General features: G+C 73.7%; 12 protein-coding genes. 9 read left to right on the top strand and 3 right to left on the bottom strand.

The genetic code is table 11. The annotated features are described in order from the left end of the window. Positions 1 to 47 precede the first annotated feature (47 nt). Positions 48 to 644 (top strand): ATP-binding protein, encoded by a 597-nt coding sequence (locus AB0K34_RS01510; RefSeq protein ID WP_138636649.1) that lies wholly within the window; start codon positions 48 to 50, stop codon positions 642 to 644. Beyond that, entirely contained in the window at positions 641 to 1,204 is a 564-nt protein-coding gene (locus tag AB0K34_RS01505; RefSeq protein WP_138636648.1) for a hypothetical protein, read from the top strand. The genes AB0K34_RS01510 and AB0K34_RS01505 overlap by 4 nt, the downstream gene beginning before the upstream one ends. Here the strand turns inward: AB0K34_RS01505 and AB0K34_RS01500 are convergent. Beyond that, on the bottom strand, positions 1,201 to 2,133 hold the full coding sequence (locus tag AB0K34_RS01500) for an NAD(P)-dependent oxidoreductase (protein ID WP_138636647.1): 933 nt from the start codon (positions 2,131 to 2,133) through the stop codon (positions 1,201 to 1,203). The genes AB0K34_RS01505 and AB0K34_RS01500 overlap by 4 nt on opposite strands. Before the next feature lie 473 nt (positions 2,134 to 2,606). On the opposite strand from AB0K34_RS01500, the gene AB0K34_RS01495 reads away from it, so the two are divergent. Further along, entirely contained in the window at positions 2,607 to 3,665 is a 1,059-nt protein-coding gene (locus tag AB0K34_RS01495; protein ID WP_138636646.1) for a hypothetical protein, read from the top strand. 14 nt (positions 3,666 to 3,679) lie between these two features. Here the strand turns inward: AB0K34_RS01495 and AB0K34_RS01490 are convergent, their stop codons facing one another. Continuing rightward, positions 3,680 to 4,843, bottom strand: a complete 1,164-nt coding sequence (locus AB0K34_RS01490; RefSeq protein ID WP_138636645.1) for a cytochrome P450 — start codon at positions 4,841 to 4,843, stop codon at positions 3,680 to 3,682. A gap of 221 nt (positions 4,844 to 5,064) precedes the next feature. Here AB0K34_RS01490 and AB0K34_RS01485 point away from each other — a divergent pair, with 221 nt between their 5' ends. The 6 genes from AB0K34_RS01485 (at position 5,065) to AB0K34_RS01460 (ending at position 11,152) form a co-directional block, all read left to right on the top strand. After that, on the top strand, positions 5,065 to 5,676 hold the full coding sequence (locus tag AB0K34_RS01485) for a TetR/AcrR family transcriptional regulator (protein WP_138636644.1): 612 nt from the start codon (positions 5,065 to 5,067) through the stop codon (positions 5,674 to 5,676). A gap of 67 nt (positions 5,677 to 5,743) precedes the next feature. After that, positions 5,744 to 6,373: a LysE family translocator gene (locus AB0K34_RS01480; protein WP_205719241.1), complete on the top strand. Its 630-nt coding sequence runs from the start codon at positions 5,744 to 5,746 to the stop codon at positions 6,371 to 6,373. Between the two features lie 112 nt (positions 6,374 to 6,485). Continuing rightward, complete coding sequence (locus AB0K34_RS01475) at positions 6,486 to 7,706, top strand: helix-turn-helix domain-containing protein (RefSeq protein ID WP_240807593.1); 1,221 nt, start codon at positions 6,486 to 6,488, stop codon at positions 7,704 to 7,706. 32 nt (positions 7,707 to 7,738) lie between these two features. Next, complete coding sequence (locus AB0K34_RS01470; RefSeq protein ID WP_301175461.1) at positions 7,739 to 8,347, top strand: TetR family transcriptional regulator; 609 nt, start codon at positions 7,739 to 7,741, stop codon at positions 8,345 to 8,347. Beyond that, entirely contained in the window at positions 8,344 to 9,738 is a 1,395-nt protein-coding gene (locus AB0K34_RS01465) for an MFS transporter (RefSeq protein WP_364544514.1), read from the top strand. The genes AB0K34_RS01470 and AB0K34_RS01465 overlap by 4 nt, the downstream gene beginning before the upstream one ends. Then, positions 9,728 to 11,152, top strand: coding sequence for an aspartate aminotransferase family protein (locus tag AB0K34_RS01460; protein WP_364544511.1), 1,425 nt, complete (start codon positions 9,728 to 9,730; stop codon positions 11,150 to 11,152). The genes AB0K34_RS01465 and AB0K34_RS01460 overlap by 11 nt, the downstream gene beginning before the upstream one ends. Here the strand turns inward: AB0K34_RS01460 and AB0K34_RS01455 are convergent. Continuing rightward, entirely contained in the window at positions 11,149 to 12,510 is a 1,362-nt protein-coding gene (locus AB0K34_RS01455; RefSeq protein ID WP_364544508.1) for a D-alanyl-D-alanine carboxypeptidase, read from the bottom strand. The two genes, AB0K34_RS01460 and AB0K34_RS01455, sit on opposite strands and share 4 nt — an antisense overlap. Between the last annotated feature and the right edge of the window lie 395 nt (positions 12,511 to 12,905).

Below are 12,905 nucleotides of genomic sequence, written 5' to 3'. Positions count from 1 at the left end.
GTTCGTGGCGGACGTCTCGCACGAACTGCGCACCCCCCCTCACCACGATGACCGCGCTCACCGACGTGCTGGAGACCGACCCGGACCCGACGGCGGCGCGGCTGGTGGTGGCCGAGACGCGGCGGCTCGGCACGCTGGTGGAGCACCTGATCGAGATCAGCCGGTTCGACGCGGGCGCCGCCGCGCTCGCACCGGACGACGTGGTCGTGGCCGACGCCGTCGCGGCCACCCTCGATGCGCGCGGCTGGTCCGGCCGGGTCGAGGTCGCGGTCCCCGGCGACCTGGTCGTGCGGGTGGACCCGCGCCGGTTCGACGTCATCGTGGCCAACCTCGTCGGCAACGCCTTCCGGCACGGGCGGCCGCCGGTGCGCCTGGAGGCCGGCCGAGCGCGGCGCGACGGCGTGGCCGGGTTCCGGATGTCGGTCGCGGACGCGGGGCCGGGCATCCCCGGCGAGCTGCTGCCGCTGATCTTCGACCGGTTCGTCAAGGCCGAAGCGGCTCGCTCGCGGAGCGAGGGCAGCGGGCTGGGCCTCGCGATCGCTCAGGAGAACGCACTGCTCCACGGCGGGACGCTGGAGGCGTCCGCCGGACCTGATGGGGGCGCGGTGTTCACCCTCTGGCTGCCCATGGAAGGAAGGCCATGAGCGGAAGGACCGCGCTCACGCTGCTCAACCTCACGCTCCTCGCGGCGCTGGCCATGCTGTGCGGCTGCGGCGTCCAGCCGACCGGCACCACGAGGGTCGGACCGCTCCCCACCGCGCAGGGCCCGGTCGTCAACAACACCATCTACGTCATCGGGGACGGGAAGCTCGTGCCGGTGGCCCGGCCCGGCTTGCCGGGAGCGCCGCTGATGCCGCTCTGGCAGCTCGGCCACGGCGTCACCGACGGCGAACGCAAGGCGGGACTCAGCAGCACACTGCCCGGTATCGGGATGGTCGCGGACCTGTCCGACCCGGCCCTGCGCGGGACCGATGCGCGCGGGGTCCGGCCGGACACCGGCGGAACAGGCGGGTCCGGCACCGTCACGGTGGCGCTGCAGACGACGATCCGGCCCCGGGATTGGCCACGCCTATGGCAGGCGCAGATCGCCTGCACCGCCCAGGCGATCCCCGGCATCGAACAGGCGGAGCTGAACATCTTCGACGGCCGCCCGGGCCGCGTCGTCCGGTGCGCCGATTTCCGCGACCTGCGTCCGGAGTCCTAGGCGAGTTCCTCTTTGAAGCCCTGGCGCCAGGACGGGTAGCGCAGTTCCCAGCCGAGTTCCCGCTTGGCCTTGGCGTTGGAGAAGCCGCGGCCCTCGGTCATCACCATGACCGCCACGTCGCCCGCGAGCGGACGGGCCAGCCAGGCGGGGACGCGCATCGGCCGCTTCGCCCCCGCGCACTCGGCGAGGTGGGGGAGCCATTCGGCGGCCGGGGCCGGTTCGTCGTCCACGATGGCGAACACGCCGCGGGCCTGCTGCTCGACGGCGAGCACGGTCGCGCTCGCCGCGTCGTCCAGATGCAGCCAGGAGCAGTGCCCGCGCCCGCCGCCGACGACCGGGAACTGCCGCTTGCGGACCGGCTCGACCAGGTCGTCCATGGCCCCCGGCCCGTAGAACCAGCCGTAGCGCAGGACGGCGCCGCCGACCTTGCCGACCGCCTCCTCGACGTGGCGGATCGCCGCCATGCCCGGCTCCGCGGGCGTCCCGGTCATCGGGTCCAGCGGGTCGTCCTCGGTCTTCACCCAGCCGCCTTCGTGGACGCCGTTCCAGGCGCCGTAGCTCTGCGCGACGACATGGGAGACGCCGGCCGCCTCGGCGGCGGCCAGCAGGTTGTCGGTGCCCACGGTGCGGAGCCGGTTCGTCCCGGCGAACCACCGGTCCATGTGCTTCATGTCGGCCTTGCCGGCGTGCGCCACGGAGATCGCGGTCATCTGGTGGACGATCACGTCCGGCCGCGCGCCGGCCACCGCCGCGTTGACGGATCCGGCGTCGAGGCCGTCCATCACGACGCCCTCGGCCCCCATCTCCGCCAGCAGGTCCAGCTTGGCGGCGCTCGTCGCCGTGGCCGTCACCTGGTGGCCGCGTTCCAGCAGCCGCGGCACCAGCCGCCGGCCCAGGACCCCCGTTCCACCTGCCACGAACACGCGCATGACCATCACTCTCCTCATCGGGTTCCGGTTCCACGAAGAGTGACGAGATGCCCGGTCCGTTTGTGACAGAACCTCTCCGGACGCCCGGCGCCCCAGGTCAGTGGCCCTCGTGCACGAAGCCGGGCGGTCGCCCTTGGGGCTGGTGTCGCCGCGTCCTTCGGCATCGCGCGCGGAGGTCGGAGAAACGGGCTTCCTCGACGGCAATTCGCCATCGTCGGCTGCGTGAGAGGCCCGCCCGCTGACCTGATCAGGTCCGATTCTGGCCAAAGAAATGAGTATTTGGTCGGCATATTTCGCTTTTGTGGTTTGTCTCTCCCGCGTGTCTTCGCAACCGGATTCCAGCAGGCCCGGCGGCACTTTCCGGACGCGCGAACGCGCCCATCCGCCCGAAGTCCCGATTAATCGAACGCGTGCCCTGCGCCCCGCTAGCCTTGTGGCTTTCCGCCGCAGGAACGGACAGGTTCTGGAGACCCATGGACGAGGTGGCGTCGGCGATAAGGCGCGGACTGCTCTGGCTCGAACGCGATCAAGAACAGGACGGGCACTGGTCGGACGCCGAGGGCCTTTCCCGCCTCTCGGCCACCGCCCACGGGGTGCGCGCGTTCGCGGCCTGCGGTTTCGAGGGCGACCACACCGCGGTCCGGCGCGCCATGGCCTGGCTCATGCGGCCGGAACTCGCGGCGGGCAGCAGCCATTACTTCTGGCGGCTCGGCCCCCTTTCGGAGCTCTACCGTTCCGGGGTCCCCGAAGCCCTGATCGAGCACGATCTCCGGGCCGTCCGGACGGCGATCGACGACGGCGTGCGGCTGGACCGCCGCCTCAACTACCCCGCGTTCCTGCTGGACTGCCTGGCCAACCTCGGCCAGGGCACGGACGGCGACGAGCGGTACGTCGACCAGGTCCGCGACCTGCTGGCCATGGGGGACGTCGACGTCACCCCGGCGGTGTGGGCGTTCGCCGCGCTGGAGCGGGCCGGCGCCGCCGACCCGGCGATGCTGGACCGCGAGAAGGTCGCCCGGTCCCTCCGCGAGAACAACGGCTGCCACCACCTCAACGGCTCGGTGGCCGAGACGAGCTACTTCGTCCTGAACTGCTCGCGGTCGGACGTGCTCAGCAGCGACCCGGAGCTGCGGCCGGTCGTGCACGGCGCGGTGCGCTGGCTGATGTCCCGGCAGATCACCCGCACCGGGAGCTGGCCCACCGAGCAGCCCCTTTACAACGGCGCTCAGCAGGCCCAGGCGTACTACACGGCCCTGGCTTGCCGGGCGCTCGCGGCCTACCTGCAGCGCTACCGGCCGCGGTCGCTGGCGCAGATCTCCCTGCCGGACTGGAGCTTCCGGCGCCGCGTCACCGCGATCGCCAAGTACGCGTCCGCGACGATCCTGGTCTGCCTGACGGTGACCGCCGCCGGCCTGTTCCTCCCGTCCGGCGGTGCGGGGCGGCTCCTCACCGCCTCCGGCCTCCTCGGCACGGCGCTCAGCTCGATCGTCTTCTCCTGGGAGGTCCGCGACCGCTTCGCCCGCCGCCGCTGACCCGCCCGCCGGGGTCAGCGCGGGGTGAGGGTGATGGGGAATTCGGTGACGCCGCGGACGAAGGCGTTCCGGAGGATCCGGGGGCCCTCGTCGTCGGCCCATTCGGCGGTGGCGACGCGGGCGACGAACTCCTCGAAGAAGATCTGCAGTTCGAGCCGGGCCAGGGACGCGCCGAGGCAGAAATGGGGGCCGAGGCCGAAGGCGATGTGGTCGCCGGGGCGGCGCGCCACGTCGAAGACGTCCGGGTCGTCGAAGACGGCCTCGTCGCGGTTCGCGGAGCCGTACATGAGCAGGATCTGCTCGCCCGCCGGGATCGTCACTCCGGCGATCTCGGCGTCGGTCGCGGCGACCCGGCACATGTTGAGGATCGGGGTCGTCCAGCGGACGAACTCCTCGACGGCGTTCGGGATGAGGGACGGGTCGTCCCGCAGCCGCCGCCACTGGTCCGGGTGCCGGATCAGCGCGTCCAGCGCGGTCGCGATGACGGTGCGGGTCGTCTCGGCGCCGCCGACCAGCAGGAGCAGCGCCTCGTGGGCGAGGTGCTCGTCGTCGTAGGCGGGCTGGTCGGGGCCCGCGTTCGACCAGATGGACAGCAGGTCGTCGGTGGGGCGGGCGCGGCGGTCCTTGGCCATGTCGAGGACGGCGAGGGCGTACTCCCCGGCGGCGATCGTCGCGTCGTCGGTGATGTAGCGCTGCCCGCCGCCCGCGTAGACGGCCGTCGCCGACCAGTGGACGAGCTGCGGCCACGCGTCCTCGGGGAAGCCGAGGAGCCAGCCGATGACGCGGGCGGGCAGGGGAGCGGCCAGTGCCGGGACGGCGTCCACGGTGCCCGCGTCCAGCGCCGCGGTGATGCAGTCGACGGCGGTGGCGCGGATCCGCTCCTCGTAGCGGGCGACGCCGCGCGGCGTGAAGCGCTGGTAGACCATGCGGCGGCGGTGCGCGTGCTCCGGGTCGTCCTGCCCGATCATGGACGGGTCGGACGGCAGTTGCGGGCGGTACCCGCCGGAGTTCGTCCAGACGCGGGGGTTGCGCTCGACGGCGAACACGTCGGCGTGCCGGGACACGCCCCAGAGGCCGTTCTCCGCGTCGTGGTAGACCGGGGACTCGGCGCGCAGGCGCGCGTAGACGGACCAGGGGTCGGTGGCGTACATCTCGCCGTCGAGAAGGTCGATGTCCATGGCTCACTCCTCGGAAAACGCTGCGGACAGGGGGCTCGTGGGGAGTGCGGCATGCGCCCGGCAGCCGGAAAGACGCGAGTCGAGACTAACGTCTCACCCAAGCAAGTGCTAGGTCTATGGTGACCCGGCGGACGCGGGCGGTAAAGGGAACGAAGGACCTTGGTGCACGCGTTCAGGACCAATGTGCGGAACAATGGGGGCGGCCACAGCGAGGAGGCGTTTTGAGCGGCGACGTTCGGTTCACCGTGACGCGGACGCTGAGCAAGGACCAGCAGGCACGGCGCGAGCGGCTGATCGACTCGGCGAGGGAGCTGGCGCTCGAGGGCGGCTACCCCGCCGTCACCATGCACGACGTGGCGGACCGGGCCGGGGTCGCCCGCGCCACCGTCTACCGCTATTTCGCCACCAAGGACCACCTGCTCACCGAGGTCGCCGCGGCCTGGGCGCACCATGTCACCGACGACATCGACGCGCTCGCGGTCGGCGACACCCAGCTGGAGCGGCTCACCGCGCTGCTGGAGCGCATCGTCTACGTCGCGGCGCAGGAGCCGACCCTCACGTCCGCCATCATCCAGGCGGTGACCTCGGACGACTCCAGCGTCGACGACGCCCGCACCATCCTGTTCCAGTACCTGCGCGACCGGCTGTCGGCGGCGATCGGCGACCCGGTGCCCGAGCGGGAGGACGTCGAGCTCGTCCTCGGGCACATCCTGCTCGCCGGGCTGATCAGCCTCGCGTCGCTGCGGCAGCCCGTCGAGGACGTCGCCACCATGGTCCGGACGGCCGGGCGCCTGGTGCTGGCCGGCGCGCTCTCCGCCGCCGCGCCCAGCTGATTGGTCCACATTCTCGCGGGCTGATTGGCCCTGGAAGCAGGACCACCACGGCTCCTAACGTGCTGCCGTGACGAATCTGCCGCTGTTCATGCTGGCCGCGCTGGCGCTGGTCGCCGTCCCCGGCCCGAACCACCTCTACATCACCGCGCGCAGCATCGGCGAGGGCCGCCGCGCCGGGGTCGCGTCCGCGCTCGGCGTCGAGACCGGCACGCTCGTCCACATCGCCGCCGCCGCGGCCGGGCTGTCCGCCGTCGTCGCCGCCTCCGCGACCGCGTTCGGGTTCCTGCGCTACGCGGGCGCCGCCTACCTGCTCTACCTCGCCTACCGGACGTTCCGCGGCGGCGACGACCCGGCCGAGACGCGGCTCCGGCCGCGCCCGATCGGCCGCGTCTACCTGGACGGCGCGCTGGTGAACGTCCTGAACCCGAAGGTCGTGCTGTTCTTCCTGGCGTTCCTGCCCCAGTTCGTCGACCGGGACGCGGGCGCCGTGCCGCTGCAGATCGCCGTGATGGGGCTGGTCCTCGTGCTGATCGGCCTCGTCGCCGACCTCGGGTACGCGGTCGCCGCCGGGTCGATCGGCGGCTGGCTGCGGACCCGTCCCGCGTTCCGGCGGCGGCAGCGGTACGCGACCGGCCTGATCTACCTCGGGCTCGGCGCCGGCGCGGTCTTCGCCGGGCCGGCCGCCCGCCGCGCCTGAGCAGTCAGGCCCGGTTGTCAATCCGCTGACAAGCGCGGCCCCGCAATGCGTAGCCGGTCGTGCAGCCACTCCGGCCCGCCGTCGGTAGCTTCCGAGTCGGGAGGTGCGAACGGTGACCACGACGCTTGAGGACCGCTCCCCGCTGAAGCCCTGGGCCGGCGTGCCGAGCGAGCTGTCCACCGTCTTCCGGCCCCATCTGGAGGCGCTCGCCGAGGAGATGATCGAGGAGATCCTCGCCGGGATCCCCGAGTACTCCCGCCCGCAGGACGAGGAGTACGCGCGGCTGGTCCGGCTCGCCGTCGAGGGCGCGCTCCGCCAGTTCGTCGACCTGATCATGGACCCGGACAGTTCCTGGGAGCCGGTCGCCGCCGTTTACCGGGAGATCGGCTGGGCCGAGGCCCGGGAGGGCCGCAGCCTGGACATCCTGCAGACCTCGCTGCGGCTCGGCGCCCGCGTCGCCTGGCGGCGGCTCGCCGCCGAGTCCGAGCGGTACAACATCTCCCGCCGCACCCTCGCCAGCATCGCCGAGGCGATCTTCGCGTTCCTGGACGAGATCGCCCGCGCCGCGACCGAGGGCTACACCAAGGCCCGCGCGCAGGAGGCCGGCGAACTGGAGCACCGCCGCCGCCGGCTGCTGGACCTGCTGCTCGCCGAGCCGCCCGCCGCCGCGCGGGCCGTCGCCGACCTCGCCCGGCTCGCGCAGTGGCGCGTCCCCCGCACCGTCGCCGCGGTCGTCCTGTACGAGCGGGGCCGGCAGCCGTTCTCGCACCCGTCGCTGCCGCCGGACGTGCTCGCCGACGTCGACCGCCGCGAGCCGTGCCTGCTCGTCCCCGACCCGGAGGGCCCCGGCCGGGGCCGGATGCTGGAGGCGGCGCTGCGCGACTGGGTCGCCGCGCTCGGGCCCACCGTCCGCACCGAGGACGCGGCGAAGTCGCTGCGCTGGGCGCGGGACGCGCTGCCGCTCGCGCGCCGCGGCATCCTGCCGTCCGACCGGCTGATCCGCTGCGCCGACCACATGCCGGCGCTGGTGGTGTTCAAGGACGAGGAACTGGTGCGGGCGGTCGCCGGCCTACGGCTCGCGCCGCTGCGCGAGGTCCGGCCCCGGCACCGGGAGCGGCTCATGCGGACGCTGCTGTCCTGCCTGCAGAACGGGTTCAACGCCACCGAGGTCGCGCACCGCCTGCACGTCCACCCGCAGACCGTCCGGTACCGGCTGCACCAACTGGAGGAGCTCTTCGGCGAGAGACTGTACGACCCGGAGGCGCGGCTGGAGATGGAGATGGTGCTCACCGTGTGGCTCAGCGAGCCGCCCGGCGATCAATCAAACGATTGACCGGGGCCGGGGGCAGCACCTAGCTTGAGGCTATGGCCAGTAGCGAATCGGGTCGAGAACGGATCCTGGAAGCCGCCACCCGGCTGTTCGCGGCGCTCGGCTACGACGGGACGTCCACCCGCATGATCGCCGAGGCGGCCGGGCTCAACGTCGCCACCGTCGCCTACCACGTCGGCGGCAAGCGCGACCTGTACCTCGCCGTGATGGAACGTGCCCACGAGGTCGAACGGACGGCCCTGGAGGGGGCGCTGAGCCGGATCACCCCGGATGCCGAGGGCCTGCTCTCCCTCGTCGACGCCTACGTCGAGTTCTGCATGCAGCGGCCGGAGATCCCCGCGCTGTGGATGCACCGCTGGCTGTCGGACGCCAGCGACGTCGTCCACCTCGAGGAGCAGTACGTCCGGCCGCTGATGCAGATGGTCACCGAGGCCGCCCGCAAGGTCGTCCCCGACGACGTCGACGTCGACTACGTCGTGTGGACGGTCGTCTGGTGCACCCACGGGTTCGGCAACGGCGGCGTCCTGGACACCGACGGCCACCGGCACGGCGTCGACGACCCGCAGGCCGTCGCCCGGTTCCGCCGCCACATGCGCCGCACCGTCGCCCTGGCGATCGGGGCCCCGGACCGGGCCGGCGGATGACGGACCTCCCCCCGGCGGCCGTCCCCCCGGCCGCGCACCCCCCGCACGGCGACCCCTCGGCAACGCTGACCCGGCGACGACTGCTCGGCTACGGCGTCGGCTCGGTCGGCACCGGCGTGTTCTCCGCCGTCCCCGGGCTGCTGCTCCTGTACTACCTCACCGACGTCCTCGGCGTGTCCGCCGCGATCGCCGGGGCCGTGCTGGTCGTCCCCAAGGCGTGGGACGTGCTGCTCAACCCGATCATCGGCGCCGCGAGCGACCGCGAGGCCGTCCGCACCGGCCGCCGCACCCGGCTGCTGCTGCTCGGCGCCGTCACCCTGCCGCTCCTGTTCGCCGCCATGTTCGCCGTGCCGGGCGACTCCCCGGGCCTCGCCGCCGCCTGGGCCGGGGTCGCGTTCCTGCTGGCCGCGACCGCGTTCGCCTGCTTCCAGGTCCCGTACGTGGCGCTGCCCGCCGAGATCTCCGCCGACCCGTCCGAGCGGGGCCGCGCGATGGCGTGGCGGGTCGTCTGCCTGACGCTCGGCATCCTCGTCGCGGGCGGCCTCGCCCCCGCCCTCACCGACGCCGCCGGCGGCGGGCGCGCCGGATACGCGCTGATGGGCGCCGTCGTCGGCCTCGCCATGGGCGCCGCGATGATCGCGAGCACGCTGGCGAACCGGTGGATCCCGTCCCGGCCCGGGCCGCGCCCCCTCGGGCTGGCCGCCGCGCTGCGCACCGCGCGCGGCAACCGGCCGTTCTTCCTGCTGCTCAGCGCGTCCGTCGCGCAGATCCTCGCCGTCGGGATCATGCTGGCGGGCGCCCCGTACATCGCGACCTACCGGCTGGACGACTACGGGCTGACGTCCGCGATGTTCGTCTGCATGGTCGGGCCCAGCGCGTTCGCGGTGCCGCTGTGGCGCTGGCTGTCCCGCAAGTACGGCGTCGTCGAGTGCTACATCGCGGGCGTGCTGCTGTTCGCCGCGACGGCCGCCGCGATGTACCCGGTCCTCGGCTCCACCGCGGGCGTGCTCGCCTTCGCCTGCCTGGTCGGCGTCTGCTACGCGGCCATGCAGCTGCTGTCGCTGGTGCTGCTGCCGGAGACCGTCCACGCCGACACCGGACGCACCGGGCACGCCCAGTCCGGCGCGTTCACCGGCCTCTACACGGCGGCGGAGACCGGCGCGCTCGCCCTCGGGCCCGGCGTCTTCGCGCTGATCCTCGCCGCGACGTCGTTCCGCTCCGCCGACCTCGACACGCCGGTCGTCCAGCCGGACTCGGCCCTCACCGGGCTGAGCGCCGGGTTCTCCCTCGTCCCCGCCCTGCTCCTGCTGATCAGCGTTCCGCCCCTGCTCGCGTTCCGGCGGGCGACCGGGCGCCGACCCGTAGAGGAAACACCCGAACATGCCGTCTGAGCACCTCCCCGAGGCGGGCCGCCCCGCCGCCGACCTGCTCGCCGAACTCGCCCGGCTGCGGGACGCGGACCTGCCCGTCCGCGGCGGCAAGGTCACCGCCTACGTCTACGACACCGGCCGCGAGCCCGTGCACGACCTCGCCGCCACCGCCTACCAGGAGATGCTGGAGGTCAACTGCCTCGACCCGACGGCGTTCCCCAGCATCGTCGCGCTGGAGCGGCAGGTCGTCGGGTTCGTCGCGGCCAAGCTCGGCGGCGGCTCCGGGATCTTCACCAGCGGCGGCACCGAGTCGATCATGCTGGCGGTGAAGGCGGCGCGGGACGCGCACCCGGTCGAGGGACGGCCGCAGATCGTCCTGCCGACGACCGCGCACCCCGCGTTCCACAAGGCCGCGCACTACCTCGGCATGGAGGTCGTGCACGTGCCGGTGGACGCCGAGTACCGGGCCGACACGGCTGCGACCGCCGCCGCGCTGACGCCCCGCACCGCGCTCGTCGTCGCGTCGGCGCCGTCCTACCCGCACGGCACCATGGACCCCGTCCCGGAGATCGCGGCGATCGCCGCGCGGGCCGGCGTCCCCTGCCATGTGGACGCGTGCGTCGGCGGCTGGGTGCTGCCGTGGCTGCGGGACGCGGGCCGCGACGTCCCGCCGTTCGACCTGTCCGTGCCCGGCGTGACGTCCCTCTCCTGCGACCTGCACAAATACGGGTACACGCCGAAGGGCGCCTCGGTCGTCCTGTTCGCGGACGAGTCGCACCGCCGGGCCGCCTACTTCGCGTCCGCCGAATGGCCCGGATACACCGTCATCAACGCGACCGTCCAGAGCAGCAAAAGCGCCGGGCCGCTCGGCGCCGCCTGGGCCACCCTCAACGCGGTCGGCGCGCAGGGCTACCGCGACCTCGCCGAGAACGCCATGAAGTCCGCGGAACGCCTCAGCGCCGGCGTCGCCGGCATCCCGGGGCTGCGCGTCCTCGGCGACCCGGTCGCGCCGCTCGTCGCGGTCGCCTCGACCGACCCCCGCCTGGACGTCTTCGTCATCGCCGACGAGGCCCGCCGGCGCGGCTGGTTCTTCCAGCCGCAGCTCTCCTACCAGGGCATCCCGCCGAACCTGCACTTCACGGTCACCGGCGTCAGCGACGTCGACGCGCTCCTCGGCGCGCTCACCGCCGCCACCGACGCCGCCCGCGCCGCCGGACCGCCGGACGTCCCGGCCGAACTGGTCGACGCCCTCGCCGGGCTCGACCTCGACAGCCTCGACGACGCCGGCTTCGCCGGGCTCCTCGCCTCCGTCGGCGTCGACCTCGCGGGCGGCGGCGACCCCGAGATGGCCGTGGTCAACGCCATCCTGGACGCCCTGCCGCCCGAGACCCGCGAGGCCCTGCTGATCCGCTTCCTGTCGGCCCTGTACGCCTAGCCGAGCCTCGTCAGGCGCTTCAGATAGGACGGCTCGTCCAGCGCACGGCCGAGCCGCAGCGGAACCGTCCCCGCCCCGGCGGTCACGGTGCCGACCTGCTCGCCCGCGGCGCCCCGGTGCGGCGGCTCGCCCTCCACGCCGACCCGCACGGTCAGCCCGGGCCAGCCGACCACCGTGACCGGCGCCGCGGCGCGCAGCGGCGTCGTCCCGCCGAGCCCGTCGTCGACCAGCGCGACCCGCGCGCCCTTCTGCGCCAGCGTCACCGCGGTCAGCGCGCCCTCGGCCGCGGCGACGAGCCGTCCCGCCGCGTTGACCGCGCCCGCCGCGCTCGGCGACCGCTGCCCCATCACCGCGCCGACGATCAGCGTCTCCACACCCTGGACGGTCTTGCGCGCGACGAACACGAAGTTCCCGCCCGCGGCGTCGGTGTAGCCGGTCTTGCCGCCGACGACGCCGTACTGCCCGAGCAGGAAGTTGCCGCCCTCCCGCGCCAGGCCGGCGCCGTCCGGCACGTACGACCGGTTGTTCACGATCTCCGCGAACTCCGGCAGGCTCATCGCCGCCTTCAGCAGCTTGACCTGGTCCGCGGCCGTGCTCACGGTGCCGGAGTCGTAGCCGCTCGGGTCGGTGTAGCGCGTCGCGGTCATGCCGAGCTCCGCCGCCGCCGCGTTCATCTTCGCCACGAACGCCTGCTCGCTGCCCGAGTCCCAGCGCGCCAGCTCGTGCGCGACGTCGTTCGCCGAGATGATCAGCAGCGCCTCCAGGGCCTTGCGCTGCGTCAGCTTCTGGTACGCGGTGACGCCGAGCAGCGACTCCTCCCGCTTGCGGCGCATCGGGATCTGCGCCGCCGCCTCCGGCGACACCGTCAGCACCGGCCCCGGCTCACCCGGCTTCAGCGGATGGTCGCGCAGGTACACGTACGCCGTCATCACCTTCGCGACGCTCGCCGTCGGCGTCGGCGCGGACCCGCCCGACGCCCCCATCGACCCGAGGCCGTCCACGTACACGGCGGACTGCCCCGCCGAAGGCCACGGCAGCCGCGGCGCCTGCCCCGGGAACGCGTGGCTGGACGCGATGGCCAGCTCGATCGTCGGCTCCGGCACCGGCCGCACCAGCTGCCCGGTGACGCCCCCGGCGACCAGCACGATCGCCGCGACGAGCACGATGAGCCAGCGCCGCCCCCGCCGCTTCTTCTCCGGCTCCTCCGGCGGACTCCCGTCCCACGGCTCGCCCCACTGCCCCGACGACCGCGCCGCCGGATACTCCCCGGACTCCCGCACCGGCAGCCGCTCGGCCCGGGTGACCGAAGCCTCCTGCGCCCACTGCTGCTCGCCCAGCGCACCGGGCCGCTCCCGCACCCCGTGCGCCGACCAGCCGACCTCACCGGGCGCCCCCGCGGCCCACTCACCGGACCCGCGCGGGTCGTCCCACGACGGCAGAGCCTCGACCCGCGTCGCCTGCGCATCACCCTGAGGCGGCCAGCCCCCGCCTTCCGCCGGGAGAGCCTCGTCCCACCCCTCAGCAGGAGCCGGACGCCCCTGACCATGCCAAGCCTCAACCTGAGGCCCGGGCCGTCCTTCACCTTCGGTCCACCAAGCCCCGCCAGGCAACGGCCGACCGGCCGGCGCCTCACCCTGCCCCGGCCGCCCGTGCCCCTGCGGCCGGTGCCGCTCATGCTGCACCGGCGCCGGCCCGCCATGGGGAGGCCGCGCCTCAGAGTGGGTCGGACGTCCTTCACCCTGCGGCCGTACCG

The organism is Actinomadura sp. NPDC049382, assembly GCF_040677125.1.
Lineage (GTDB): Bacteria > Actinomycetota > Actinomycetes > Streptosporangiales > Streptosporangiaceae > Spirillospora > Spirillospora geliboluensis.
Note: the sequence above shows the minus strand (reverse complement) of the source record. Positions and strands in the feature narration are given on the sequence as shown.